Genomic DNA, 26387 nt, shown 5'->3' on the forward strand with positions numbered 1-26387 from the left:
TTCCCAATTTAGTAAGACCCCTTGAAGACGACGAGGTAGATAGGTTCGGGGTGGAAGCACAGCAATGTGTGGAGCTGACGAATACTAATCGGTCGAGGGCTTATCCTAAGCAATATGATTCGAAGCAAATGAAACTTTCGCGTTCAGTTTTCAAGGTGCAAAACCTTGTAAATCTGTTTGGTGGCGATAGCGGAGGGGTTCCACGCGTACCCATCCCGAACACGACCGTTAAGCCCTCCAGCGCCGATGGTACTTGGACCGCAGGGTCCCGGGAGAGTAGGACGTTGCCAAGCAGATTGTTAGGACTCTTCAGGCGGGTCCTGTGAGAGTCCACAATATTCCCTGATAGCTCAGTTGGTAGAGCACTCGGCTGTTAACCGAGTTGTCACAGGTTCGAGTCCTGTTCGGGGAGCCACTTTTGCTCTCATAGCTCAGTCGGTAGAGTGCATCCATGGTAAGGATGAGGTCACCGGTTCGATCCCGGTTGAGAGCTCCACTACTTACTTGCACAGAAGCAATTATTATGTATTATGACTAAGGCCCGTTGGTCAAGGGGTTAAGACACCTCCCTTTCACGGAGGTAACAGGGGTTCGAATCCCCTACGGGTCACCATTTTGGACGCTTAGCTCAGCTGGGAGAGCATCTGCCTTACAAGCAGAGGGTCGGCGGTTCGATCCCGTCAGCGTCCACCATAACATGCCGGTGTAGCTCAGTTGGTAGAGCGGCTGACTTGTAATCAGTAGGTCGTGGGTTCGACTCCTATCGCCGGCACCATTTACAATTTATAGTGGGGATTAGCCAAGCGGTAAGGCAACGGACTTTGACTCCGTCATCCATAGGTTCGAATCCTATATCCCCAGCCATTTATAAGAGCCATTAGCTCAGTTGGTAGAGCACCTGACTTTTAATCAGGGTGTCGAAGGTTCGAGTCCTTCATGGCTCACCAGTTAATTGTGCGCGTGTGGCGGAATTGGCAGACGCACTAGACTTAGGATCTAGCGTTTAACGACGTGGGGGTTCAAGTCCCTCCACGCGCACCATTATCATTAAACCCTTGGGATACAAGGGTTTTTTGTTTTTCTAAGGGAAGTTTATTTTATCTAACTCCCCCCATGCTGCTAACAGGCTTGCTAACCGACATGTAGTTATCCACAGGTTTTGTATTATTCCTTTGACTTGTTTAATGCTTCGCTGTACCGTTCCATTACTGACTTCTTCTTCTCTTCTCGCATGTGCGTATATATGTCACTGGTTATTGCTACGCTTGAGTGACCAAGGAGTTCCTGGATGTCCTTGAGGTCGAATCCAAGTTCCCATAGGTTTGTTGCAAATGAGTGGCGCAGATCGTGGAAACAAATGTACGGTAGCCCACACGATTTGATAATCTTTTCATAATTGTGTCTCAATTGAGAAGGTCGTTGGTTTCTTCGCGGGAAGCAACAAATCATTCCAACCACGGGCAAGCATCGCGGGGTCAAGCTACTCGCGACGGTTGACTATGAGACGGGACGAATCGTTTGCCAAGAAGACGAACACTATACGGCTGAAACTTTTCTTCCAGAAGATCCTCGTGGCTGGCCTATGCGTTCTACTTTGAATGCTATCTTCTTTCGTTCAACTTATATAGCATCATTTCGCCCATGAAAAATCCCCTCCAAGTAAACCATAGTGGGCTTTTTACACACTGTCTACTTAAAGGGGATAATATCAATTAGTCCGAGGCTTTTTTTTGATCATTTGTTTCTATATTGTCTTATCTTAAACTGGAAGTCCATATTATGGCCATCTTTAGAATTAATGGATACTTCCCATTTTTCATTAATAATGCCGCCAAAGACCCCAACTGTCTCTATTTTTTGTTGGCCTGAAGGTATCGGAATGTCTGCCGCATAAGTTCTTCCATCTTTCATTAACGTCATGTACACTGTTCCTGGACCATCGTTTTTTACATAAAGGTCCATAAATCTTCCAGCATGGATGTTTGCAGTAAATGAGCTCTGGAAGGAATCGTACCCAACGTGATGAACATCTCCTTCTTCGTAGTTGGTTTCGATTGAAAGAGTTTCTGATTGAGTTGGTGCAATTCTAGTTGAATCAGGCGCAGCAGAAGCAAAACCGGTAAATGTTGATAACATCAGCACTGTTGAAATGACGACTAACGATTTTTTCATAGTAACCTCCTTGGAAATGTATAGTAATGGTGTACATCCCTAATATACCATATATAACCATCAAATTGTTTTGTACATGAGTCCCATCTGTGACGAAGACCCGAACTATTCGAGGCTTTACTTGTTGGCATTAATTAGGTACAAGTTTGTAACATACATTATAATAGGAAGAAACACGATTTAACTGACGTAATGAGTTGCTAACCATGCTAACGGATTTGTTAACGGACTTGTTAACGAACAGGGTAAAACAGAGGGAAACAAAACCCTGTGGATGACCGACAAACCCTTATGTATTCAAGACTTAGGCAAAACGAGTGAAACACATCTCCTAGACTTAGGATCTAGCGTTTAACGACGTGGGGGTTCAAGTCCCTCCACGCGCACCATTATCATTAAACCCTTTGGGATACAAGGTTTTTTTGCTTTTCTGAGATGATAAACGCCTAAGGAGTAATTGTAACTGAGTAATGGCAATGGTAATATTGAGCTATAACAATTTCAAGGGAATATGTGGTAGTATCTAAAAGATAATATTGAAAAGGAATCAATTAAGGACTTTATTGGCATATTGCTGACAGAGTCCTTTAAGCAATCCGTCTCAGTTGTTTTATTCGTTTAGGGAGGTTTCGCTATTGGAACAATTCACCATGTTTTTAATGATGTCTGTCGCTCTTATTTTAACGCCGGGTGCTGATACAGCATTGGTCACGAAAAGCACGATTGTTCACGGGAAGCGCGAGGGAATCGCAACCGCGGCAGGGACCGCCGCCGGCATTATTATTCATACCTGTGCAGCAGCTTTGGGGTTGTCCGTATTGTTGGCTCAATCCGCGGTGTTGTATGAGACGGTTAAATGGGCCGGGGCTGTTTACTTGATATACTTAGGCATCAGTTCACTCCTATCAAAGGGCTCAAGCTCGGGAAAAGCTGCACAGCCTTCTGTGGAAGATGCAGACGTTCCAGTGGACGGAAGCTCGGTTATAAAGTGTTTTTCCCAAGGCGTATTGACGAATGTACTAAATCCGAAAGTCGCTTTGTTTTTTCTTACCTTTTTGCCTCAATTCGTTCGTGCGGACAGTGCTTCCTTTACTCAGTACCTGACCATGGGACTTATTTATGCCTTTTTATTAATTGTGTGGTTGCTCATATTCGTCTATTTTATTCATGCGTTTCGCAGTTGGCTGCAGAAGCCCTCCGTCCATAAAACAATTGAACGAGTAACAGGAGTAGTGCTGATTGGATTTGGCCTTAAAGTGGCGTTGGAGCAGCGGCCTTAATTTGAGTCCACTTGCAATCAATTGTGGATAAAAGTCGCAACTGCTTTTCATATACACAAAGTATCCACATTATCTAACGTACAGGTAGTCTCGGTGTATGAAGTGGGAACAGCGTTATGGGGGAACGTGTCGAACCTGCTGATAAGTTAGTATGATAAGTAGGCTAGTGAGGCAAAGAACGACCTTTAGAAGCGTCTAATGGAGTCAGATAGAACGTGGTGGTGCAAGAGGAGCCTGGCGCCTTATACGGCAATTTAGCAGCCAATCCGCTGGCGTTTCGCTACGAAATAAAGGAACATCCGCTACGGACAGCGGAACAAGTGCGTGTACACGAAGTGTGCTGTCTTAAATTCCGGGTTCCTCGCCAGATGAATTGCACAACGTGTCCACATGTGACGGAAGAAGAACGAGAAGAGATATTTAAACAACATATTTGTGCCAAAATGAACTAATAAATAAAATGTGTTGCATTTCACTCGATATTGTGATATATTATTACTTGTCGCTTCTTTGTTTGGATTTAATTAATTGTGCACTATTGCATAAGATGAGCGAAAGAATTATTTGACAAGGCATTTAATGTCATTAAGAAGTACGGAATAAAGTGTTGCAATTGATTCGGTATTATGATATATTAATACTTGTCGCTTCTAAAAACGTGATTGCAGCGATATGCGCGGACATAGCTCAGTGGTAGAGTATCGCCTTGCCAAGGCGAGGGTCGCGGGTTCGAATCCCGTTGTCCGCTCCAGAATATGCGCCCTTAGCTCAGCTGGATAGAGCGTTTGACTACGAATCAAAAGGCCGGGAGTTCGAATCTCTCAGGGCGTGCCATTTTTAAATAAGCGATCGGGACGTAGCTCAGCTTGGTAGAGCACTTGGTTTGGGACCAAGGGGTCGCATGTTCAAATCGTGTCGTCCCGACCATTTATACGCGGGTGTAGTTCAATGGTAGAACTCCAGCCTTCCAAGCTGGTAGCGTGGGTTCGATTCCCATCACCCGCTCCATAATTAACAAGATAACCACCTAATAGGTGGTTTTTTTGATGTGGTGCGGATGTGGGGGAGAGAACCAACGAGAGATTCGGCCGTCCGTGAAGACATCGATGGATAAGAAAAGTAGGGCGCGCGTCCGGGATCGCTATGAGAGATGCCGATATTGGTGGCACACGAGAGCAAGCGACGGGATGTTTAGCTTGTTATGACCCGTAGCATTTCCAATTAAGTGCTTAGCTTCACTATTCCTTTGGTTCAGAATCGGCAGAAGCATGATGCATGCCATGTACCATGACGATTATATTCTTGAGAAAAAGAATAAGTGGAATCAGAAGTGACGTGTCGGTAACTGTACACTTTTGCAGCACATTAAGCCGCTATCCCGTTAGTTCAGAAGCTATATTAGAGGTTGTTGCGGGCCGTTAAGGTGTGAGGTACATCAACTTGGTCAAGCTGCGGTTGATGTGTCTGAAACTAAGGATTCATCACCAGATGCGAGAAGTGGTCGTGGTAGTTCTTATATTCATCACATGGAAAAACGTTCCCATTCTGAGTTAGCTTTTTAGCAGTAGGGAAAATGAAAGGGGACAGCATTAGCCAATAGAAACCTATCTTTTGAGGCGGGGTCCTAACGGGAAGCGGAGGGGCATCTCCTGGCAGTAAAGCTTGTGTAAAGAAAATGTTGAAATGTATCGAACAATGTGGTAATATGTTTATGTTACGGAAATGCGGACATAGCTCAGTGGTAGAGTATCGCCTTGCCAAGGCAAGGGTCGCGGGTTCGAATCCCGTTGTCCGCTCCAGAAATATGCGCCCTTAGCTCAGCTGGATAGAGCGTTTGACTACGAATCAAAAGGCCGGGAGTTCGAATCTCTCAGGGCGCGCCATTTTTTAAATAAAGCGATCGGGACGTAGCTCAGCTTGGTAGAGCACTTGGTTTGGGACCAAGGGGTCGCATGTTCAAATCGTGTCGTCCCGACCATTCATACGCGGGTGTAGTTCAATGGTAGAACTCCAGCCTTCCAAGCTGGTAGCGTGGGTTCGATTCCCATCACCCGCTCCATACACATCTTTAGCCGGAAGCGAACCATGGGTTCGACCGTCCGTGACATCTTCGCAGCAATGCAGAGTAGGACGCGCGTCAACACTTCCTCTAAGACGAGTCGAAGACTCGCTCTGAATCAGAGGTGTTGAGTATTCCCATCACCCGCTCCATTCAGATTAAAATGCATAAACATGCCATAACGTACATAAAGACCTTCACTGAAAGGTCTTTTTTTGTATATGTAAATCCGAACTAATGTAAGGGGATACAGAACGAATGTACGATTTTTTCATGTAAAAGTAAAGATTTTAGTCTGATTTTGTAGTATGATGTTAGGAAAGCCCAATTCAGTGCGAACTGAATATGCAGAGATAGGGGGAGACGAATGACTGACCATACGTTAACCGCAAACAAAACCAATTCAAATAACTTGTTGCGGCGGGACGTTCGTTTTCTGGGAAATATCCTTGGCGAAGTACTCGTCCATCAAGGCGGTCATGAACTGCTGAACATTGTGGAGAAAATTCGGGAATTAAGCAAATCATTACGTGCTTTATTTTTGCCTGAATTATACGAAGAGTTCAAAAAGCTGATCAATACGTTGAACCCTGAAATTCGACATCAAGTGATTCGTGCATTCGCTATCTATTTTCAGCTGGTAAACATTGCGGAACAGAATCATCGGATTCGACGCAAACGTGATTACGAGCGCTCTGCCGGGGAGACGGTACAGCCGGGCTCCATTGAGGGTGTCATTCTGGAGTTGAAAGAGCGGAAAGTTTCGGAAAATGAGTTGCAAGAAATTCTTGAAAGCATTTCTTTGGAACTCGTCATTACGGCTCATCCGACTGAAGCGATGCGTCGTGCGATTCTCGATATTCACAAACGCATCGCCGAAGACGTCATGCTATTAGATAATCCGACACTCACCTACCGTGAACGGGAGCAATTGCGCGATAAGCTGCTCAATGAAGTCATTACGCTGTGGCAGACGGATGAATTGCGCGATCGTAAACCTACCGTATTGGATGAAGTACGCAACGGTCTGTACTATTTTCATGAAACATTGTTCAATGTTCTACCTGACGTGTATCAAGAGCTAGAGCGTTGCCTTGATAAATATTATCCAACCCAAGCATGGCACGTTCCGACTTACCTCCGATTCGGTTCATGGATTGGCGGGGACCGGGACGGCAACCCATCGGTTACGTCTTCCGTCACATGGGAGACATTAACGATGCACCGCGGCCTGGCCATTCGCAAATATGAAGAACGATTAAGAGAATTGTTCCGCACATTAAGCTTTAGCACAAGCATCGTTCAAGTATCTGATGAGCTGTTAAGCTCGATTGCGAAGGATCGGGAGAACGTAACGTTGAAATACGTTCCATTCTGGAACAATGAAAAAGAACCATATCGTATCAAGTTGACCTATATGTTGGAGAAGTTGAATAACATCTCCGACGAGTCCACGAAAGACACCTTGCAGCGTTACCGTATGCCGATGGAATTTGTGGAAGATTTGAAAATTATTGACCGCAGCTTGCGTCACCATTTTGCAGATTATGTAGCTGATACAAATGTGAGTAAACTGATTCGCCAAGTGGAGCTGTTCGGCTTCCATATGGCAACGCTCGATGTCCGTCAGCATAGCAAGGAACATGAGAATGCAATGACGGAAATATTGGCGAATATGAATATTGTCGAGGACTACAGCCAACTAAGCGAAGAAGACAAGATTGAACTGCTGAACCGTTTGCTGAACGACCCGCGTCCTCTGATTTCGCCTTATATTCAATATAGCGATTCCACGACGGAGTGCCTGAACGTATATGTTACGATTTATGAGGCACAGAAGGAATTCGGGGTCAAGTGCATCACGAGCTACCTTATCAGTATGGCGGAAGCGGCAAGCGATGTCCTTGAAGTCATGCTGTTGGCGAAAGAAGTCGGCTTGTTCCGTCAAGAGGCGAACGGCGCTATCCATTGCACACTTCAAGCGGTGCCTCTCTTTGAGACCATTGAGGATTTGCATGATGCGCCTGGCATTATGAAGACGTTGTTCGATCTTCCGATTTATCGCAGTGCCGTCAGCGCCATGAATGACATGCAGGAAATTATGCTAGGTTATTCAGATAGCAACAAGGATGGCGGCGCGTTCACCGCGAACTGGGAGCTGCGCGTAGCGCTTAAGGAATTAACCGCAATGGCTCAGAACTATGATGTGAAGCTCAAGTTCTTCCATGGTCGCGGAGGTGCCTTAGGACGCGGAGGAATGCCGCTCAACCGAAGTATTATGGCTCAACCGCCTCATACGATTGGCGGTGGCATTAAGATAACGGAGCAAGGGGAAGTATTGTCCTCGCGGTATTCGATGCAGGGCATTGCTTACCGCAGCTTGGAGCAAGCTACCTCTGCGCTCATTCAAGCGGCTATGCTGGCACGTACGCCGCATTCGGATTTGTATGAGTCCAAATGGAAAGAACTAATGGAGAATATCTCGCAAGCTTCTTTGACAAAGTATCAGGATTTAATTTTCCGCGATCCGGGCTTCCTGACTTACTTCAAAGAATCGACGCCGCTTCCTGAAGTTGGGGAGCTAAACATTGGTTCCAGACCATCGAAGCGGAAGAACAGCGATCGTTTCGAAGATTTGCGTGCTATTCCATGGGTGTTTGCGTGGACGCAGAGCCGTTATCTCCTTCCGGCATGGTATGCGGCAGGGACTGGATTGCAAAGTTTTTATCAAGGCAAAGAAGAGAATATGGAGATTATGCGGGACATGTACCAACATTATTCCTTCTTCCAGTCAATGATCGACAGCTTGCAAATGGCGCTCGCCAAGGCAGACTTGGTCATTGCGAAAGAATATGCCAATATGATTAAAGATGAAACGATCCGGGAGCGTATCTTTACAGCAATTGAAGAAGAACATAAATTAACGACTGATTTGATTCTGCAAATCACCGGACAAGAAGAAATTCTAGATAACGTTCCCGTCATTCAGGAGTCGATTCGCTTGCGCAACCCGTATGTGGACCCGCTGAGCTATATGCAAGTTCAACTGCTGGCCGAACTGCGTGAATTGCGTGAAGCTGAGGAAGACGATCCGATTTTGCTGCGGGAAGTGTTATTGACAATTAACGGCATTGCAGCAGGACTTCGAAACACGGGTTGATGATGACGGGCATGTGCAGTGGCTAATCATCGATTCGACTGGAGCACGAAGTAGCGACGATGCAGTCGAGTCTTGAGCAATCAAGGCTCGACTTTTCCTGTGTTTATGCATAGGAACGACTGGTGCAGCGATGACCAGGAACCGAGCAGAAGTGGATGGGATGAGTACAGATGACGGTGCTCCAAGGTTCGGATTCCTGCTTACGATGTCCGGCATTGTCATTGTACCTCAATGATTGTAGAAGACATCGGCGTAACGAGCAGTGAGGATGGAGGGAGACCGTTGGATACGTTAGAAAAACGGCTCGTGAGATTGGCTCGAAAAGGGGATACGCGGGCGTTTGCCGAGATTGTCGAACTATATAAAGATAAAATATTTCACCTCGCCTACCGCATGCTGAGCAATCGGCATGAAGCGGAAGACGTAGTTCAAGATACCTTTTTGCGAGTATACCGCAATCTGGATCGGTATGATGATAATCAGAAGTTCTCGACCTGGATATATCGTATCGGGACGAACTTATGCATCGACCGTCTGCGCAAGCGTAAGCCAAGCTATTCTTTGGATGCGGAGATGACTGAACAAGAAGGCATTGACGGCTACGCGATGATTCCGAGCGACGACCGGACACCGGAGTCGTATTTGATTGTGAGCGAAACACAGCGTATGGTGCATGAGGCTATTAACAGTCTGCCAGCCAAGTATAAGACGGTGATGATACTTCGCTACTTGCAGGATATGTCCTTGCAAGAGATTAGCGACGTGCTGGATATGCCTGTCACGACGATTAAGACGAGGGTCCATCGGGGACGTGAATTTCTCCGCAAAAAGCTCGAACGGAAAATCTGACAAATAATAGCAGGTTAAAAGTTTGAAACTATTTTGATCTCAAGTCGTATCGTATATCAAACCGGCATAACGTGCGTCCTACGCATGGAACCGGACAAGAGCGGAGCATGCGGGTTACTTTGGATGAACGAGCTTCATCCTGCACATACATTCCGCCCTTGCAATTAACGGTGGTACAGCCGTTTCTATTTGGAAACTCCATGAAAGGATTGGCTCAAATGGATTGCAAACAAGCCGTCTCATTAATGCACGACTTACTAGATGACGATTTGGACCGAGAATGTGCGAAAGAACTCAAAGCGCATATGCTTGAATGCCCGGCTTGCCGTGAGCGTTTTCGTCAATTAGAAGAGGCGGACCGCCTGCTGTACGGATTCAATCATCGTTTGCAGCCGACATCGGATGATTTAACCGATCGAATTATGAGTGTCATTCCGAAGCCAAGGCAGCAAAGTGCTTTATTGGTGTGGGTGAAGCGACACCCGGCTATCACAGTCGCAGCCGTCTTTGTATTGGTCATGATGACAAGTGCGCTTAGCATGTGGAATGCAGATAAACAGCTTATGGTCAAAGGAGCACACTTGGACGGTGTTGTTATCGAGAATAACAAAGTTATTGTTCCCTCAGACAAAGTGGTTGCCGGTGATTTGACGATTCACAATGGAATGGCCGAGGTATATGGTCAAGTACAGGGTGATGTAACGGTCATTGACGGCAAAGTGTTCCAAGCATCTACGGCGAACATTTCGGGCTCGGTTCATCAAATCGACGAAGCATTAGGCTGGATTTGGTACCAGATTACGAATCTGTTCGGTTCAGGGCCTTCATTGCCATAACCGGGCGAGTGTGCAAATCATTCGTATCGTACCACAACTCTCCTGCGATAAATGTAGGAGAGTTTTTTTACCATTAAGGAATGTTTAAGTTTTGTGAAGAGATAAAGCGCAATCAAACATTTCGTATGGCGATAAAACCTACCTCTAAACGCGGCCGCTCATCTTCGAGAGGCCTCGATAGAGGTTTTCTCATATGAAAAGGAGTTTTGCGTCAACTCATCGAAAAGTATATAGTTAGTACGTAGAGAGAAAGATGTTCTTATCAGGATCTTATCAGGGAATTGCCGGGGGTACCTGCATGAATTATTTTACGGATATGACGTGGAAAGACACGATTAAAGATATTATCGATATTCTAATCGTCAGCTTCATTATTTATAAGTTACTCGTTCTCATCCGCGGAACCCGTGCCGTACAGTTGCTGAAAGGGGTTTTTATCCTCGTCATCACATGGGCCATTAGTACGTGGTTTGATTTGTATACGTTGAAATGGTTGATGAATCAGATGTTTACGTTCGGTGTGCTTGCGGTTGTCATTATTTTTCAACCTGAGCTGCGGCGGGCATTGGAACAATTAGGCCGAGGCAAGTTCTTCGGCGGCCGTCTGATTGCAGAAGAGGATGAAACCGCAAGAGTCATCGGCGAGTTAATTAAATCCGTTAATTATATGTCGCGTCGAAAAATCGGAGCGCTGATCGTATTCGAGCGCACGACGGGACTTAATGAATATACCGAATCGGGCATTGCGATGGAATCGCGCATTAGCTCGGAGCTACTGATTAACCTATTTGTCCCGAACACCCCGCTGCATGATGGGGCGGTTATTGTACGCGGAGGTCATATCGCAGCAGCCGCCTGTTATTTGCCATTGTCGGAGAATCCTTTTATCAGCAAGGAACTGGGAACACGACACCGCGCTGCCATCGGGATTAGCGAGGTATGCGATGCTATTTCTGTCGTCGTCTCGGAGGAGACCGGGCAGGTGTCTTTAGCGATGAATGGACAAGTAGTACGAGACATTAAAGAGGAATCGCTTATTTCCAAGCTATTCGAGGAATTGAAGCCAAAGACGAAGAAAGAACGCCGGTTGTTCTGGAAGCGAAAAGGTGAGCATCATGGATAAGTGGCTAATGAATAACAATGCAGCGAAGGTGATAGCGCTAGTACTGGGTATTTTGCTCTTCGCCGTAGTACATAAGGATGATTCTACGGCTGTAACGACGCCACCGTTGATGGAGTCACGATGGATTGACAGCGTTCAGGTACGGACGATAGGACTGGATACGCAGCAGCAGGTCATTAAATCAATGAAGCCAGAAACGGTGCGCATTCAAGTTCGCGGGAAACGAACGACCATTGCGGCCGCTTTGCCGGAAGATTATAAAGTGACTTTGGATTTGACCGGGTATGGTACAGGGAGACATGTCATTCCGCTTCACCATGAATTCCCTCAAGGAATCGAGCTTGTCTCCATGCTGCCGTCGAGCGTAACGGTCGATCTGGAGGATGTGCAGACGAAGGAATTTGAAGTGCGGGTGAAGACGGAAGGCATAGCGGCAGCAGGCTACAAAGCCGGAACGCCAATTGTCAGCCCGTCGAACCGGGTGCATGTGACGCTTCCTGCATCCCGTATGGCTGAAGTGAAATCGGTGACGGCTATGGTCAACATTGATAAGGCAAATGAGTCCGTTATGTTGAAGCGGGTCAAGCTGACTGCATATAATTCCAAAGGTCAGGAGATTCAGGACGCGGTTATGACGCCTTCCGTGGTAGAGGTCGAAATACCGATCACGAAGCCGTTCAAGAGCGTGCCACTGCAGGTGAATTTGACGGGTCAATTGCCGGATGGCTTGGCCGTATCGACCCTTACGCCTGATGTGAACCAGATTACGTTATACGGTCCACAGGAAGCGCTGGATCAATTTGAATTCTTCGATGGTGTACAGGTCGATCTGCGTCAGATTAAGGCCGAGGGTGTATATAAATTAAATGTGAGATTGACGCCTCCGTCGAACATTGAGAAAATAGAACCGAGTGATATTACCGTCGACTTACAAATTTCGAGCGTGAAGCAAAGAGTAATTTCCGGAGTGCCTATCATATTAACAGGGGAGAATGACCGGCTAGAGACGACGGTTGCGGAACCGGCTACCCGCAAGATGGATGTCACAGTTGTCGGCGCACCGAGCCTAGTTGATGAACTGAAGGCCGGAGATATTCAATTAATTGCGAACGTAAATGATTTGCCTCCGGGCAAGCATACGGTGAATCTTCAAGTCAATCTTCCAAGATTTGTTCGACGTGCGGACAATATACCGCTTACGGTGACGATTATAATCCAGGATCATAGTACGCCCGTAACGACAGAGCCCGATACGAAACCGACCCCTCCCGCGGGAGGGGATGCCGGCAATTCAGAGGGAAGCCAGAGTGAGACGGGACAAGAGGAGCATAAGCCGGCCGTACAGGAGGACGCAGGAACTTCGACGGAGACGAACGACACCTCTCCTGATTCGATTTCCGAAAATGATCAATCATCATGACGAAATGCATAAAATATCGGGACACCTAAATAGATCTTCTTGAAAACACGCATTAAATTGAGGTTAGGAGAAAAGACGATGGGGAAATATTTCGGAACAGATGGGGTACGTGGAATTGCGAATCAAGAATTGACCGCGGAACTCGCATTTAAGATTGGCCGCTGCGGCGGATATGTGCTGACCGGCGAAGCTTCAGGCAAGCCGAAGGTGCTGATTGGGATGGATACGCGCGTATCCGGACGTATGCTTGAATCATCTTTGACGGCAGGCCTGTTGTCTATCGGGGCGGATGTCGTGCAGCTTGGTGTCGTTTCGACTCCTGCTGTGGCATATTTGACGCGGGTATTGGGCGCGGATGCGGGGGTTATGATTTCCGCTTCTCACAATCCGGTAGAAGACAACGGCATCAAATTTTTCGGAGCTGACGGCTTCAAGCTGCTGGATGAGACGGAGCTTGAAATCGAGCGTCTAATGGATGCGGAGACGGATGAGCTGCCACGTCCAATTGGTGAAGGCCTTGGTACTGTCACTACGGATACGGAAGCGAAATGGCGCTATGTGGAGTACTTGAAATCCACCGTATTGAACCGTTTCGAAGGCCTGCGCATCGTGCTTGATTGCGCGAATGGGGCGGCATATGAGCTGGCTCCACGTTTGTTCCAGGAACTCGGTGCAGAGGTCATTGCTATCGGGGCGGAACCTACTGGATTGAATATTAACGCGGATTGTGGATCAACGCATCCGGAGCAGTTGAAGGAAGAGGTTGTGCGTCAAGGGGCGCATCTCGGACTTGCGTTCGATGGCGATGCCGATCGGTTGATTGCGATTGATGAGCATGGGGAAGAAGTGGACGGAGACTTCATTCTGCTCATTTGTGGACACGAAATGAAACGTACCGGCCTGTTGAAGGGCGATACAGTCGTAACGACGGTGATGAGCAACATCGGCTTCTTCAAGGCGGCAGAGAAGCTAGACTTGAACACTGCCAAGACCGCGGTCGGTGACCGTTATGTCATGGAAGAAATGAGACGTGGCGGATACAATCTTGGTGGAGAACAGTCTGGACATGTCATCTTCCTTGAGCATAATACGACTGGAGACGGAATGCTGACGGGCATCCAGCTTGTCGATACGTTAATCAACAGCGGTAAGACTTTGGGTGAAGCGAAGTCGCTTATGCGCAAGTATCCGCAAGTACTCGTCAATGTGCGTGTCGGGGATAAGAGCAAGTACAAAGACAATGCTGTAATTGAAGAAGTCATTGCCTCTGTGGAGCAGGAGCTCGGTGATAACGGGCGCGTTCTTGTGCGTCCGTCCGGTACGGAGTCGCTTATTCGCGTCATGGCGGAAGGCCCAGATGCAGATGTCATCGAAGCATATGTAAAGCGCATTGCTGACGTTGTGCAGAAGGAATTGAGCTAATATTGTAAACGAAGGAATCAAGCTGCTTTTCTGACCATTAAGGAATGTTTACGTTCTGTGAAGCGATAGAGCGAAATCAAACATTCCTTATGCCGATAAAGCCTGGCTTTAAACGCGGTCGATCATCTTCGAGAGGCCTCGTTAGAGGTTTTATCATGCTGTCAGAAAGGCGGCTTTTTTCCTATTATTGTGTACCCATTGCCAACAAAAACCGAAATGCATATAATAATAAGCATGTTCCTCTGAGACGGAGCGATGAGAAGACTGTCGAACTTCCATAGCTCATGCAAGAAGCCGGCGTGTCATTGGAGCTAGACTCGGTGCAGCATTTTTCTTTTGAATTTCGCTGCGTGAAGTAACGTGTCTAATCGTGCAAGTTTCATTTCAGAATAGAGAGTGAGGATAGAGGCAGGACGTAAAATAAAGCGGGAACTGTGTTAAAAGCGCCAGCACTTGGATGGCAGATTCGACATCTGCAGCAAGTGGACGAGGTGGAGGTGTTCGAAATTATCGGCGGGGACCTCCCGGTGTGTCACCGGCACCGTAATGGCAGAGCGGAAAACGACGAGGCGACTTGTCGCACAACGCCTGCTTGCGAAGGTGAATGTGAAATCAATTAGTGAATATGATGAACGTTTAATATAAAAAAATGGGCTGCCTCATGGATGGACGGAGCGCACAGAGTTCAAGGGATCCTTATCCTATATTGCTGTTGTGCTTGCAAGACGTACGGAGTGTGTAATCTCCTCTTGACGTTTTCCATGGGCAGGATGTTGCGGTGTTATCTTTAACCTTATAAATCATTGAATGCATACGCCTGTATGGCCAGCAGCATGACTTCTGTGTGCACGTTCGTCCAGAACGCAGCATGACGGAGGTATATGGATTATGTGTGGTATTGTCGGATATATCGGAACAAGGGATTCTCAAGCAGTGCTGTTGGACGGATTAAGCAAACTGGAATATCGGGGTTATGATTCCGCAGGCATTGCCGTGTTTACGCCACAAGGCTTGCAGGTCAGCAAAGCCCAGGGCCGCTTGGCAGTGCTTGCTTCGCGCCTGGAGGATGAACCGCTGCAAGGAACAGTAGGCATCGGTCATACGCGTTGGGCTACGCACGGGAAGCCGTCGGATGTGAACTCGCATCCGCACACGGATGAGGCCATGAAGTTCTCTGTCGTCCATAACGGTATCGTCGAGAACTATATGGAACTGAAAGAGGAGCTTATCGAGGCCGGGTATACCTTTGTGTCGGAGACGGATACGGAAGTGATTTCCCATCTGATTGCGAGAGAATATGATGGAGACATCGTGAAGGCGGTACAGCGGGCAACGTCGCATATGCGCGGAGCCTTTGCCTTGGCCGTGCTGACCGAATATGAACCGGAGAAGCTGGTTGCAGTCCGATTCGCCAGTCCGCTCGTTATCGGTATTGGTGATGGAGAGAATTTTATTGGATCGGATATACCGGCTATTTTGCAATATACGCGTCGAGTGTACATTCTCAATGACGGAGAAATGGCGGTCCTAACTAAGGACGCTGTCGAATTGATGACGCTAGAGGGGAATTTTATTTCTCGGGAAATGATTGTTGTCGATTGGGACGCGCTGACTGCAGAAAAAGGCGGTTACGACCATTTCATGCTCAAAGAAATTCATGAGCAGCCCAAAGCGTATCGCGACACGATGCGCGGTAGAATCAAGGAAGAACGCAGTGGAATCAAGCTGCCGGAATTGAAGCATGTGACGGCATCGAAATTGCGGGCCATCCGCAACGTGCATATTGTCGCTTGCGGTACGGCCTACCATGCGGGACTTGTCGGACGGACGCTCATTGAGCAGTGCGCAGGTCTTCCGGTGGAAACAGATGTCGCGTCGGAGTACCGCTATCGGTCCCCGATTATTACGCCAGAGACGCTCGTCATCGTCGTCAGCCAATCCGGTGAGACGGCGGACACGCTCGCGGCGCTCCGGGAAGCAAAGCGATGCGGCGCAACGGTATTGGCCATCACGAACGTGGTCGGCAGCTCGGTCGCCCGTGAAGCGGATGATACGATCGTCACCTGGGCAGGCCCGGAGATTGCCGTCGCTTCGACGAAGGCGTATACGTCGCAGCTGGTTGCGTTCATGCTGCTCAGCCTGTACATGGCTGAGTCGTTAGGCACAAAGGAAGGGGCTTGGATTCAGGAGCAGCTGGCGGCGATGGAAGCTTTGCCGGAGCAGGTGGAACGCATCTTGGAGCAGGCTGACGAGCTGAAGCGGGTGGCGGAAGAAATGGCGCAGCACGACCATATGTTCTTTATCGGTCGGGGCCTCGACTATGCGGTCGCCTTGGAAGGCTCGTTGAAGCTGAAAGAAATCTCCTACATTCATTCAGAGGCATATGCTGCAGGTGAATTGAAGCACGGTACGCTTGCGCTGATTGAGGAGGGCATACCGGTTGTGGCGCTGATTACCCAGTCTGCGCTGGTGGAGAAGATGGTGAGCAACATTAAGGAAGTAAAGGCGCGCGGCGGGGTCGTCTATGCGATTACCGACGAAGCGAACGCTACTGCGGTGCAAAAGGCGGTTGACGGCATGTTCGTCCTGCCGACGACGCTGCCGCGGCTTGCTCCAGCGCTCTCGGTCGTGCCAATGCAACTCATTGCGTATTACGCGAGCTTGGCTCGCGGCAATGACGTCGATAAGCCGCGCAACCTGGCGAAGAGCGTGACGGTGGAGTAAAAGTTGTAGGATGTTGTTTTGATTTGTCAGATGATAAAAAAGTCGTGAACCAGTAAAAGATGTCATGAACCAGTAAAAAATGTTGTGAACCAGTAAAAGATGTCGTGAACCGAAATGCAAGATGAATGATTTTCAGCATCTAGAAGGGAGCCCGAGGGATTGATTCGTGGCTCCCTTTTAAAATGCTAATAAAACATTATACATACTTCATGATTGGTGGTGAAAATGTTGAATGACATTGGCCATAAAATAAAATGTATCCGTAAAGAAAACAATTTAAACCAAGTTCAATTTGCAAAAAGCATAGGAATTTCTCAAGGGAACCTGAGTGAAATTGAGCTGGGAAATAGTAATCCATCTGCGGAAACATTAATATCTATTCGAACACAATATAATGTGAACTTAAATTGGCTATTAACCGGTGTCGCTACAGAAGATGGGGCGACATATGAAGATGAATTCGAGAAAAGGTTGATTGAAGTTTTTAGAAATCTTGATGATTATGATAAGAAGGAAATAATCGAAATAATGCAACTAAAAAAAAGATTAAGATCAAATTACAGCCCTTGGGATTTTTGTTGACAGAAAACTCCTCTTTTAATTAAAGTGATGAAAGAATGGTGCTTATTAATGATATAAAGGATGATTGAGTTGAAAGACTTTCTTGATTATATAAAACAAAAAGTTGTAATTAAAAAAGCGATATACTTCATGTTCTCGATGGGCATCGCATATTATGAAGTGCCCCAGAAGGAGGATTTTCTTAAATCTACCGGCTATAAGGATATCATTAATCCAGCTTTAGATGAAATTCAGCAGTCAATGGAACTGCACGACATAGCTAGGGATGATTTAGCAAAATATCTCTGGGATATCGAGCCCTACCTTGCTTATTTGCTAGTTGAAACCAAGATACCTACCGATCTAGTTATGTTAAGTTTGTTAGATAAAGAACTCGATATCTATGATATCTTTGCTATTCCACTTGAAGCCCTTCCGGAAGCTGCAGATCCTAAATACGGCATTGTGCTCCTTGATGATAAGAGCTCTGCTAATCACCAAGGAGTCTTTTTTGGAGATGATTTTTATTATTATAACCCTCTTTATAGAGCGAGAAGAGATGCAAAAACACCGCCTTACCTTATACATCTTCTTACTGAACAAAAGAAAAATAAGAATTCAGTTTCCCTCCGCTTAGACAAAACAATTAGTCTTGCAAAAGAACATTATAAACCATTTATGCGTGAATTTTCTGAGTTGTACCAAGGAAGAGAAATTAATCTCGATGAAATTCAATTCCCTCTTCACCCCGGAAACAGCGAATTCTTTTGTGTTTATAATCCGGAAACCATGAAGAAAATTCAATTTAGGATCTCTCATCGAAAGGATTCTGAACACTGGATTGAGGTTGAGGAATTATGGGATATTCATGGGAATGAAGAACAGGAACTGTTTAGAACACGATATTTGCATTCCATCTTTAACCCTCAGACAAATACATTTGTTCACGTCGATGGATCGTTCAATTTTTATAATAACGACAACTATAAAATAAGGGTGAAGCAGCAAATAAATGCTCACGCGAATTTACATATAAAACAATGGCTTGTTGAAGGTGAAATCAGTGTAACAGATTGGGGACAAATGATCTTACATTTTTTCAATGACCCTAATTTGATTCTTGATGCCTTTAAAGGTAACCTGATAGAAGAGGTCTTTGGAGAAAATCCAATTGAATAAAAGCAGCATAGCCATTTTGCTGAGGATAGGTAAATCGATTACCCAACGAGGAACTTTACTTTCATACTTCCAACTACAAGGCCGCCGTGGATTTTCACGCTGGCTTTGATACGTTAATGGGCAGGGCAATGCAGAGTTGATGTCTGTAAAATCTATGATCACATTTACGGGCAAAATAAACGGATCATCCTTTGATTTTGACAAAGAGAATAGCAAATATATCCTTTCTATCTATCCCCAATATTATTTCATTATATGAAAACCCTGTTCAACCGGAAGAGGTTTTCGGACATTTCGTAGCTCTGCAGTCGTATCGTTATATTGCAGATGAGGAATGGAAGGAACTTGAATTAGTGTAATATTGAATGACCAAGTGGCTTCAGCCGAGATTTTTTTGGCTGGAGTTTTTATTTTTTTGCATTTGTCGAATATAAACGTGAAGTTAGTCGATATCGATTTTTGGCAACACTGATATAAAACATGGTAATCAGTACGGTCAATACGTAATCAAACAAAACGAAGAATGGGGGCGCTTTGATGAAGCAAAAGCCAGGGTTACTTGAGGGTATTTTGATAAAAGTCACTATTGCTATGTTATTTGGTTTTGGTGTGGGGATGATTAGTATTCGTAATTGGATAACAGCAATTGAGGCGATTGGTATCGGTACGTTAATGTTAGCGATTTATTTAATGGGCAGAAAGATAGATGGATTCATGAAGGATGATGATGAGCTTTAGGAATTGCCTGCATAGTTTGCATCAAAGGTACATATTTAAGATTAGAGTGAAGGTCTATTTTTAAATATCTAAAATCAGATATATGAATAAAATATTGTATAAAGGATATAATTTTGATAGAAGAATCTGTGAAGGAGTTGTTCTATCGGAATGAAAAAAGATTTGCTTAGAAGTGGATGTGCGAGAGTGACTGCGAGTGGCATTTTTTTCAAGGGTGCTAGATTTACATGTTCAAAAGCAATCAGAGAACAGTGGTTTGAGAGGGCCGCATTTGAGAAAGAGTGGCGGGTAAGGATTGTCGTCTCAACAAAGAATTGTCAGCAATTTTTATAGTCGCAAGTAATGGAGACTTGGAAAAATGTAATCAAATTGTTGGCACCAAGAGACCTTCAGACGTTAAGCTTCAGCTTTATTTTCAGAGTATGCAGAAACTTAAAGCATTGAGGAACATGTAAAATATCGATGGGTTTATCATAAATCGAGATAAGAAGAAGGTGGGAAGATGGAAGAATTAATAGAAGATGTCGAACAAATTATCAACGTATACAGGCTGAGCATTGAAAGAGAAAAAAAGTACTATAATTACCCGTTCACAAACAATCCGGATCACTATTATAAACTTATGATGCTGCAGAAGACATTAGACATTTGGATAATCTGTCTGGAGAAAATTTTGAGGTACAAAAAACACAGATGGGGACCAGTAGAGCCAAGCAGGAGCAAGGAATTCACTAGAATGATTAAAGTTGAGAGGAACGGGGTGCCTGGTTTTGTGACTCCACGTACTCTTGACGCGATGTTGACCTATATGAAGCGTTTAGAGAGTAGAGTTGAACAACTGGAAGGCATCTCTGACTAGAGGAAGGTTCACAAGGTATCGCGTCTCCCTCTAGTCATTAGCTCCTTGTTGCACTGGTTCTATCGAAGAAAACCGTTTCTATGATGGCCGTCAAGAGGTGAAAATGAAACATAAGAATGGAGATGGAACGATGATCTTTGAGATTACAGAAGAGATGCTTCAAAAAATACAAGACTGGGATTCATGTAAGCCTGTCGACGTTTCGGGCGCTAAATTCGCATATACTTTCGTTCCCACTGGGCTGGGATTAGTCATTAAGGTGCAATGTGATATTTGCAAGAGGGTCCTAAATCTATCAGAAGATTGGTGATGAGCTGGTATTATCTTAGAAGAGCAGAAGAGTTTGATAAAAATAAGGCAGCTCTTTTAAGTCTCATCAAGCATCTGCGCTGCTTCTGGTAAGAATGGCTTCAATGACTGTGGCAATCAGTTCCTTATCTTTAGAGGAGATTTCATTAACATCTACAGTTAGTGAAATACCAGAGCGTAGCAATTTAAGGAGATCCCATGTAGATCCTTTCACAAAAGAATAGTCAATTGTAGGTATCAAGGTGATTTGCCCGAATGGGTCACGAAAATGTGGTTCGGGAAAATTGCTTAACCCAAGCAAATAGTCTGCCGAAACCTCAAAGGTATTAGCTAATGCGGTAATTTGCTCTGGATCTGGATTACCTTTGTTGCGTTCCCAATTAGAAATAACGTGTTTCGTTGTGTCGATTTTCCCGGCGAGTTCTTCTTGAGTCCACCCTCTAGAAATACGCGAGGCTTTAATTCTTTCTCCTAATATTAACATAAATCCCCCTACCCATAATCTGCTTATCTGAATACAAAACTGAACAGTAAAGTGAACACTTTATTGTATGGTAACATACTGCATTTGAGTTGTAAATTACTCGACTATATGGCATTGACAAGTTGATTTAAAATCGTTTATTATCAAAATCAATTATTAATCGATTTTATTTTTATTTATGTTAATAATAAATCTACAACATACGGAGGAGTTGTTTATGCCAAAAAGACGTCGGCGCACAACAGCAGCAACAATTGAAAGGTGGATTAAGGAAGGACGAGGTAAGGGGGATTTTGCGGAATATAAGCCTTGGTTAACCATCCATGATGTTCCATCCCACGGGGTTGTAACAAGAATTCGGGGATGGAAAAGTGGGAGGCTACACCATTATTTGTCCGAACATTATGAATTAGCTCATCATTACCAAATGGATTGGGCAATGGACGTTGTTGATATCAGAGAGCAATACCCTTTGTTGCCTTTGGATAAAACAATATTTATTGCACAAAAACTGGGCATCCGACATCCCATTGATCCGAAGACCAAGCATCCCATTGTAATGACTACTGACATGTTATTGACTGTAAGATCAGGCGGAGAATTTAGGTATATAGCTCATTCCATAAAGCCCTCGGCAAAATTAAATAGAAGGGTATTAGACAAGCTTCAAATAGAGAAGTATTACCACAAAGATCTGGATATAGAATGGCGGCTGATTACAGAAAATCAAATCAATTACGATTTGGTTGAAAACGTGAAATGGTTGCATTCGGCCAAGGTTTTGGAAGAGGTGGCGTATCTAACTAATGAACTGGTTTATGAATTGGAACCTGTACTACATGAATGGATTGTTAATATAGACAAGCCCTTGGCTAAAATCACCTTGGATCTTGATGCAAAGAAGGATTTATCAATGGGGACCAGCATGAATGTTGTCCGATATCTGATCGCTAATCGCTTTTGGGAAGTTGATATGAGCAGGCGCATCCTTCCTACACAAAAACGATTAGAAATACAAGCCAATCATTTTCAAAACTGGAGGGCTGACCATGAAAGTAATCGTTTCATCATCTCTAGAAGATAACGAGGTTATGCTAAAGTCTGTCTTGGAGCCCAACTTAATAGTGGAAGGCAAAACGATCAAAATATTAGATCATACATTAGCTGATATATACGTGGTTAACTCGGGCAATCCTAATGAAATCACAAGGCCCATTTTAACCTTTATTGAAATTGGAGGGGAATAAAATGGAGTTGTTTATCAATACTCTGCTTGAAAAAAGAGATTCGGAATCAAAGCTTGTTGATTGTGAGAGGATCCTGTGGCTAAATCAGTCTGAGGATTGCGCCATTACCATTTCTATTATAAGAAAGACAGGGGTTCCTGGGTTTAAGCGTATCTCCTCTATTCAACAAGAGCTTAATGAAGGGACGATGATTAAGCGTGAGCATGATCCGTATTCCAGATTTATGGTTTCGGAAGAAATTCTAACTCCAAAAGAAATTCGCCTTAGAGATGAAGCCTGGGAATGTATTAAACACATTGTTGAACTGGAACCTAACATCTACAATCCAAAAGAGCGGTATGAAATCATAAAGAGCGAAATGAAAAGAACCGGTAAAGGGAAAAACCTTTACTATAAATACTTACGCTATTACTGGACTGGAGGGAAGATGATGAATGCTATACTTCCAGATTCAGAAAATGCGGCGGAAGGGGTAACAAGAAGAATCCAACTCAAAAGATGGGTAGGCCCAGGAATACCAGCATTTCTGTAGATCCCAACTTAAAAGGAGTTTTAATTAATGAGGGTCATCGAAAAATATTTGATAAGGTTATAAGAGATATTTATTCAAAAATAAATCGAAGGGACTCCGTGAAATTTACATATATTGAGATGCTGAAGAGATATTATCAGATTGGTACCACTAAGAAGGGCAAATATGAGATCCCGATAATACCTCCAGGACACGATGTACCAAGTATTGCTCAATTGCGATATTACATCCGAAGGTATTATACGAAGCGCAAACTGCTAATTGATCGCGAAGGCGAGGTTACATTCAATCGTGATTTCAGGCCTTTACTAGGATCTGAAACAAGGAAAGCAACTGGACCGGGACAGATCTACGAGGTTGACGCAACTGTTGCGGATGTATATTTAGTAAGTGCAATTGATCCTAATATTATAGTTGGTAGGCCTGTCGTATACATTGTTGTTGATGTATACAGCCATATGGTCGTCGGGTTATATGTTGGGTTTGAGGGTCCGTCCTGGCTTGGAGTCATGATGGCCATTGAAAATACAGTGGAAAATAAGATTGAGTTTTGCAGGCAGTATGATGTGGAGATCACAGAGGAAGAGTGGCCGTGTCACCATATGCCAGAAAGTTTCATGGCTGACCGAGGCGAGATGGAGAGTAAAAATGCCGATTCACTTGCCAAAGCGTTAGGAATCAAAATAATGAACGCGCCTCCGTATCGCGCTGATCTAAAGGGCATAGTAGAACAGCAATTTCGAACATTGAACGTGACGCTTCAACCATGGACGCCTGGTGCGGTAAAGAAAGAATACAAAAAACGTGGGGGACCGGATTACGTCTTAGATGCGAAGCTCACACTTAAAGAGTTTACTCAAATGATGATCGAAATGATTCTTCAAAGGAACAACTATCATTACATGGAATACTATCCCTTAGACAAAGATCAGGCAATGGATAAAGTGAAGCCCGTTGCAAGGGATTTATGGAATTGGGGGATATCCCATAATCACTATTTGAAGAATGTTCATCCGGATATCGTTCGATTGAATGTATTGCCCGAGGCAAAAGTTACTGTGAATCGGGAGGGAATATACTTTGAAGGAATGTATTACGGTTGTGAAGAATTAGCGCGTCAGGGGTGGTTTGTTAAAGGGGAAACACAGAAAGTTCCGATTGCTTATGACAGAAGATGTATGAATCATGTCTATGTGAAGACGGACAACGGCAGAGCTTTTATAAAGTGCGATTTATTGGCCAAGTCTTCCCGATTCATAAATATGAGCCTTGAAGAGGTCAAGTCAACCCGGTACGAGGAAACACTGTCAAGAAGTTTGTACTATGATGAAACGGAACTTCAGGAAGAAGTAACCTTAAGTGCGAAGTTAGAAGCGATTAGAAAGGAAGCAATGGAGCGGAGTGCCGATACCCAAGACCATTCCTTAACAAAGTCTGAACGGAAGTCCAATATTAAAGGGAAGAAAGCCGGTGAGAGAGACAGGCTGCGAAAAGCACAAGCTTATGAGCTGGGTAAGTCTCCAAATGAGGAGATGGACGAACCAGCTACTGCTAGAAATCATGTAATTCCTCTTGAGACATATAAGCCAAAATCAAAGCTGGGTCTCCTCGCAAAATTAAAGGAAACGGAGGAGAAAAAGCATGGTTAAGCAAGCTCAACAGCAGGTTGATTATTATCAGTATTCTCCAAGCCTCATGGGCAGACAAGAGGAGGCAAGCTATTCTGATCAGGAGATTCCTGACTATAGGAATAATCCTTTCATAGAAGCTTTGCCCCCGATATTTGAAGAAGAAGATGTCGCAGTACAAATCAGAAAATACCCTGATTATGATGAAAGAAAACGCAAATCAGGCAAGCAGACGAGGCTACATCTTGTTCAACAGATATCCGATTATGTCGAGCCGTTACCTTCACATTTCTTGGTGGAACAAAGGCTTTCAAGATTAATTCGTCATGGTTATAAAGCCAGGAATCCTTTCTCACCAGCAGTCGTAAGACAATTTCACATAGGGTTTAAGGAAGTTCTTGAAGGAGGGCTTGATTCAACAGGAGGTAATATTGCAGGGGTGAGATCAACCGCCGCTGGATTTGCAATCCTTGGAGTAAGTGGACAAGGTAAGACGACGGCTGTAGAAAGCTCATTACTCTTATACCCTCAGGTCATTCATCATTTGACCTATAAAGAACAACCATTCATCCGTAAACAAATTGTCTGGCTAAAATTGAATTGCCCCTTTGATGGTTCATTGAAGGGATTATGCTTTAATTTTTTGCAGTCCATAGATTCGATCCTAGGCACAAATTATTACCGGAAATTTGCTACTAAGGGAACATCCGTCGATATGTTAATACCAATACTGGCTCATATTGCTACATTACATGGGTTAGGAGTGCTAGTCATTGATGAAATTCAATTCCTGAGTTTTCTTAAGAGTGGCGGCGCTGAAAAAATGCTTAATTACTTCACTCAATTAATTAACACGATTGGTGTTCCCGTGGTATTAGTAGGGACATTTAAGGCAATGAAACTTCTCTCCGGTTCCTTCAGTCAAGCAAGAAGAAGCACGGGACAAGGGGACCTGATCATGGATAGACTAAGTGAAGGCGAGGAGTGGGATTTCTTCTTACATGCTCTGTGGAAATATCAATGGACTGCTACTGAAACACCTCTAAAACCTCATTTAAGTAAGAAGATGTACGAGCTTTCTCAGGGAATTGTAGATATTGCGGTTAAGTTGTACATGTTAGCCCAGTGGCAAGCCATCGAGGATGGAATAGATAATGAAAAATTAACAGGGGCTCTTCTGGAGAACGTTGCCAAACAGCACATGCAGTTGGTTCAGCCTATGTTAAAGGTTCTGAGAAGTAAAGATCCCCGAGCGCTAGAGGCAATAGATGATTTATATCCTAAGTGGAACGTGTTGGATCAATATTTACAAATGGCAGATGAGAAGGTCAATATTCAAGGAGAGATCAGAACAAAAATACTACGAGATGAAAAAATTGAGCAGGACGATGAGAAGCTAATTGAACTTGTAAAAACAGCAATAGACTTCGGAGTTTCTTATGATGTGGCTTATGAAGTTGCTAATAAGGTTCTTCAGTCTAATGAGGCTGAGAAGGATATGGTTGATTTACGCAAACAACTAATTAAGGATATTACGTTCAGTCCAATGACCAGCGAAGATGAGAACTGTGATAACAAGAGAGAAGGGCTCCATGAAAAGGGAAACAGTGAATCCCGGAAGAAGAAAAAGCAGCAGATTATGCTGGATGAGGATGACCTTAGAAACGCCGTGGCAAACAATGAAAAGGACACAGAAACAATCTATGAAAGGCTAGTGGATATAGGAAGCATCCCGTCGGAGGATGAGCTATCGAAACTCATAATTTAATGGATTGTTTGAGTACTAGGGACATGTAAAACAGGGA

Annotated in this window: 21 protein-coding genes, 16 tRNA genes and 2 rRNA genes; 36 read left to right on the forward strand and 3 right to left on the reverse strand. The window is 44.7% G+C overall.

Features of this window, described 5'->3' with window-relative positions:
• The 10 genes from M3650_RS24135 to M3650_RS24180 all read left to right on the forward strand — a co-directional run.
• Positions 1–108: ribosomal RNA gene (locus tag M3650_RS24135) — 23S ribosomal RNA — on the forward strand; the annotation flags it as partial.
• A 68-nt stretch (positions 109–176) separates the two neighbouring features.
• Positions 177–293: ribosomal RNA gene (gene rrf, locus M3650_RS24140) — 5S ribosomal RNA — on the forward strand.
• Between the two features lie 46 nt (positions 294–339).
• A tRNA-Asn gene (locus M3650_RS24145) sits at positions 340–415 on the forward strand.
• A 5-nt stretch (positions 416–420) separates the two neighbouring features.
• Positions 421–496, forward strand: a tRNA-Thr gene (locus M3650_RS24150).
• Positions 497–538: 42 nt separating this feature from the next.
• A tRNA-Glu gene (locus M3650_RS24155) sits at positions 539–613 on the forward strand.
• Positions 614–617: 4 nt separating this feature from the next.
• Positions 618–693 (forward strand) — tRNA-Val (locus M3650_RS24160).
• A 6-nt stretch (positions 694–699) separates the two neighbouring features.
• A tRNA-Thr gene (locus tag M3650_RS24165) sits at positions 700–775 on the forward strand.
• Between the two features lie 14 nt (positions 776–789).
• Positions 790–864 (forward strand) — tRNA-Gln (locus tag M3650_RS24170).
• A gap of 7 nt (positions 865–871) precedes the next feature.
• Positions 872–947, forward strand: a tRNA-Lys gene (locus M3650_RS24175).
• A 9-nt stretch (positions 948–956) separates the two neighbouring features.
• Positions 957–1041: transfer RNA gene (locus tag M3650_RS24180), tRNA-Leu, on the forward strand.
• A 123-nt stretch (positions 1042–1164) separates the two neighbouring features.
• On the opposite strand, the gene M3650_RS32750 is transcribed toward M3650_RS24180, so the two are convergent.
• Positions 1165–1449, reverse strand: coding sequence for a tyrosine-type recombinase/integrase (locus M3650_RS32750; protein WP_369011146.1), 285 nt, complete (start codon positions 1447–1449; stop codon positions 1165–1167).
• 285 nt (positions 1450–1734) lie between these two features.
• Positions 1735–2172: a hypothetical protein gene (locus tag M3650_RS24190; protein ID WP_251578537.1), complete on the reverse strand. Its 438-nt coding sequence runs from the start codon at positions 2170–2172 to the stop codon at positions 1735–1737.
• Between the two features lie 635 nt (positions 2173–2807).
• Between M3650_RS24190 and M3650_RS24195 the strand changes: the two genes are divergently transcribed.
• The 22 genes from M3650_RS24195 to M3650_RS24300 all read left to right on the forward strand — a co-directional run bounded on the left by M3650_RS24195 (position 2808) and on the right by M3650_RS24300 (position 20382).
• The gene (locus tag M3650_RS24195; protein ID WP_251578539.1) at positions 2808–3452 is read left to right on the forward strand and encodes a LysE family translocator; all 645 of its coding nucleotides are present in this window, start codon (positions 2808–2810) and stop codon (positions 3450–3452) included.
• 215 nt (positions 3453–3667) lie between these two features.
• Entirely contained in the window at positions 3668–3904 is a 237-nt protein-coding gene (locus M3650_RS24200; protein ID WP_251578541.1) for a (2Fe-2S)-binding protein, read from the forward strand.
• 224 nt (positions 3905–4128) lie between these two features.
• A tRNA-Gly gene (locus tag M3650_RS24205) sits at positions 4129–4203 on the forward strand.
• Between the two features lie 6 nt (positions 4204–4209).
• Positions 4210–4286: transfer RNA gene (locus tag M3650_RS24210), tRNA-Arg, on the forward strand.
• A 16-nt stretch (positions 4287–4302) separates the two neighbouring features.
• A tRNA-Pro gene (locus tag M3650_RS24215) sits at positions 4303–4379 on the forward strand.
• A 7-nt stretch (positions 4380–4386) separates the two neighbouring features.
• Positions 4387–4460 (forward strand) — tRNA-Gly (locus M3650_RS24220).
• A gap of 716 nt (positions 4461–5176) precedes the next feature.
• A tRNA-Gly gene (locus M3650_RS24225) sits at positions 5177–5251 on the forward strand.
• 7 nt (positions 5252–5258) lie between these two features.
• A tRNA-Arg gene (locus M3650_RS24230) sits at positions 5259–5335 on the forward strand.
• 18 nt (positions 5336–5353) lie between these two features.
• Positions 5354–5430, forward strand: a tRNA-Pro gene (locus M3650_RS24235).
• Positions 5431–5437: 7 nt separating this feature from the next.
• A tRNA-Gly gene (locus M3650_RS24240) sits at positions 5438–5511 on the forward strand.
• A 367-nt stretch (positions 5512–5878) separates the two neighbouring features.
• Positions 5879–8671 carry a phosphoenolpyruvate carboxylase gene (ppc, locus tag M3650_RS24245; RefSeq protein ID WP_251578543.1) on the forward strand — a complete coding sequence of 931 codons (2793 nt, stop codon included), beginning with the start codon at positions 5879–5881 and terminating at the stop codon, positions 8669–8671.
• Positions 8672–8953: 282 nt separating this feature from the next.
• Positions 8954–9520 (forward strand): RNA polymerase sigma factor SigW, encoded by a 567-nt coding sequence (sigW, locus tag M3650_RS24250; RefSeq protein ID WP_019419004.1) that lies wholly within the window; start codon positions 8954–8956, stop codon positions 9518–9520.
• Positions 9521–9738: 218 nt separating this feature from the next.
• Positions 9739–10356: a zf-HC2 domain-containing protein gene (locus M3650_RS24255; protein ID WP_026010823.1), complete on the forward strand. Its 618-nt coding sequence runs from the start codon at positions 9739–9741 to the stop codon at positions 10354–10356.
• A gap of 298 nt (positions 10357–10654) precedes the next feature.
• Entirely contained in the window at positions 10655–11479 is an 825-nt protein-coding gene (cdaA, locus tag M3650_RS24260; RefSeq protein WP_019419002.1) for a diadenylate cyclase CdaA, read from the forward strand.
• Positions 11472–12899, forward strand: coding sequence for a CdaR family protein (locus tag M3650_RS24265; RefSeq protein ID WP_251578545.1), 1428 nt, complete (start codon positions 11472–11474; stop codon positions 12897–12899). Before cdaA ends, M3650_RS24265 begins: the two co-directional genes overlap by 8 nt.
• Before the next feature lie 78 nt (positions 12900–12977).
• Positions 12978–14321, forward strand: a complete 1344-nt coding sequence (gene glmM / locus M3650_RS24270; RefSeq protein WP_251578547.1) for a phosphoglucosamine mutase — start codon at positions 12978–12980, stop codon at positions 14319–14321.
• Between the two features lie 434 nt (positions 14322–14755).
• Positions 14756–14941 carry a hypothetical protein gene (locus M3650_RS24275; RefSeq protein WP_157259379.1) on the forward strand — a complete coding sequence of 62 codons (186 nt, stop codon included), beginning with the start codon at positions 14756–14758 and terminating at the stop codon, positions 14939–14941.
• 268 nt (positions 14942–15209) lie between these two features.
• The gene (gene glmS, locus M3650_RS24280) at positions 15210–17045 is read left to right on the forward strand and encodes a glutamine--fructose-6-phosphate transaminase (isomerizing) (protein WP_251578549.1); all 1836 of its coding nucleotides are present in this window, start codon (positions 15210–15212) and stop codon (positions 17043–17045) included.
• 228 nt (positions 17046–17273) lie between these two features.
• Entirely contained in the window at positions 17274–17627 is a 354-nt protein-coding gene (locus M3650_RS24285) for a helix-turn-helix domain-containing protein (protein ID WP_251578551.1), read from the forward strand.
• Positions 17628–17687: 60 nt separating this feature from the next.
• Positions 17688–18785, forward strand: coding sequence for a hypothetical protein (locus tag M3650_RS24290; RefSeq protein WP_251578553.1), 1098 nt, complete (start codon positions 17688–17690; stop codon positions 18783–18785).
• Between the two features lie 537 nt (positions 18786–19322).
• Positions 19323–19523, forward strand: coding sequence for a hypothetical protein (locus M3650_RS24295; protein ID WP_251578555.1), 201 nt, complete (start codon positions 19323–19325; stop codon positions 19521–19523).
• A 502-nt stretch (positions 19524–20025) separates the two neighbouring features.
• Positions 20026–20382 (forward strand): hypothetical protein, encoded by a 357-nt coding sequence (locus M3650_RS24300; protein ID WP_251578557.1) that lies wholly within the window; start codon positions 20026–20028, stop codon positions 20380–20382.
• A gap of 376 nt (positions 20383–20758) precedes the next feature.
• On the opposite strand, the gene M3650_RS24305 is transcribed toward M3650_RS24300, so the two are convergent.
• Entirely contained in the window at positions 20759–21175 is a 417-nt protein-coding gene (locus M3650_RS24305; protein ID WP_251578559.1) for a helix-turn-helix domain-containing protein, read from the reverse strand.
• 217 nt (positions 21176–21392) lie between these two features.
• Between M3650_RS24305 and M3650_RS24310 the strand changes: the two genes are divergently transcribed.
• The 4 genes from M3650_RS24310 (at position 21393) to M3650_RS24325 (ending at position 26350) form a co-directional block, all read left to right on the forward strand.
• The gene (locus tag M3650_RS24310) at positions 21393–22259 is read left to right on the forward strand and encodes a TnsA endonuclease N-terminal domain-containing protein (RefSeq protein WP_251578561.1); all 867 of its coding nucleotides are present in this window, start codon (positions 21393–21395) and stop codon (positions 22257–22259) included.
• A gap of 164 nt (positions 22260–22423) precedes the next feature.
• On the forward strand, positions 22424–22954 hold the full coding sequence (locus M3650_RS24315; RefSeq protein WP_251578563.1) for a hypothetical protein: 531 nt from the start codon (positions 22424–22426) through the stop codon (positions 22952–22954).
• Positions 22921–24603, forward strand: coding sequence for a transposase family protein (locus M3650_RS24320; protein ID WP_251578565.1), 1683 nt, complete (start codon positions 22921–22923; stop codon positions 24601–24603). Before M3650_RS24315 ends, M3650_RS24320 begins: the two co-directional genes overlap by 34 nt.
• A complete protein-coding gene (locus tag M3650_RS24325) occupies positions 24596–26350 on the forward strand; it encodes an ATP-binding protein (RefSeq protein WP_251578567.1) in 1755 nt (584 codons plus the stop codon). Before M3650_RS24320 ends, M3650_RS24325 begins: the two co-directional genes overlap by 8 nt.
• The last annotated feature ends 37 nt before the right edge of the window (positions 26351–26387 follow it).

The organism is Paenibacillus sp. MER TA 81-3 (assembly GCF_023713585.1).
In the GTDB taxonomy this organism is placed as follows: Bacteria; Bacillota; Bacilli; order Paenibacillales; family Paenibacillaceae; genus Paenibacillus_B; species Paenibacillus_B profundus.

Excerpts from the sequence above, each read along its gene's own strand:
- ppc (WP_251578543.1), top strand. The coding sequence starts at position 5,879 with ATGACTGACCATACGTTAACCGCAAACAAAACCAATTCAAATAACTTG.
- M3650_RS24315 (WP_251578563.1), top strand. The coding sequence starts at position 22,424 with ATGGAGTTGTTTATCAATACTCTGCTTGAAAAAAGAGATTCGGAATCA.
- M3650_RS24255 (WP_026010823.1), top strand. The coding sequence starts at position 9,739 with ATGGATTGCAAACAAGCCGTCTCATTAATGCACGACTTACTAGATGAC.
- glmS (WP_251578549.1), top strand. The coding sequence starts at position 15,210 with ATGTGTGGTATTGTCGGATATATCGGAACAAGGGATTCTCAAGCAGTG.
- M3650_RS24295 (WP_251578555.1), top strand. The coding sequence starts at position 19,323 with ATGAAGCAAAAGCCAGGGTTACTTGAGGGTATTTTGATAAAAGTCACT.
- glmM (WP_251578547.1), top strand. The coding sequence starts at position 12,978 with ATGGGGAAATATTTCGGAACAGATGGGGTACGTGGAATTGCGAATCAA.
- M3650_RS24190 (WP_251578537.1), bottom strand. The coding sequence starts at position 2,172 with ATGAAAAAATCGTTAGTCGTCATTTCAACAGTGCTGATGTTATCAACA.
- cdaA (WP_019419002.1), top strand. The coding sequence starts at position 10,655 with ATGAATTATTTTACGGATATGACGTGGAAAGACACGATTAAAGATATT.
- M3650_RS24305 (WP_251578559.1), bottom strand. The coding sequence starts at position 21,175 with ATGTTAATATTAGGAGAAAGAATTAAAGCCTCGCGTATTTCTAGAGGG.
- M3650_RS24300 (WP_251578557.1), top strand. The coding sequence starts at position 20,026 with ATGGAAGAATTAATAGAAGATGTCGAACAAATTATCAACGTATACAGG.
- M3650_RS24310 (WP_251578561.1), top strand. The coding sequence starts at position 21,393 with ATGCCAAAAAGACGTCGGCGCACAACAGCAGCAACAATTGAAAGGTGG.
- M3650_RS32750 (WP_369011146.1), bottom strand. The coding sequence starts at position 1,449 with ATGATTTGTTGCTTCCCGCGAAGAAACCAACGACCTTCTCAATTGAGA.
- M3650_RS24290 (WP_251578553.1), top strand. The coding sequence starts at position 17,688 with ATGATTGAGTTGAAAGACTTTCTTGATTATATAAAACAAAAAGTTGTA.
- M3650_RS24265 (WP_251578545.1), top strand. The coding sequence starts at position 11,472 with ATGGATAAGTGGCTAATGAATAACAATGCAGCGAAGGTGATAGCGCTA.
- M3650_RS24320 (WP_251578565.1), top strand. The coding sequence starts at position 22,921 with ATGGGTAGGCCCAGGAATACCAGCATTTCTGTAGATCCCAACTTAAAA.
- M3650_RS24325 (WP_251578567.1), top strand. The coding sequence starts at position 24,596 with ATGGTTAAGCAAGCTCAACAGCAGGTTGATTATTATCAGTATTCTCCA.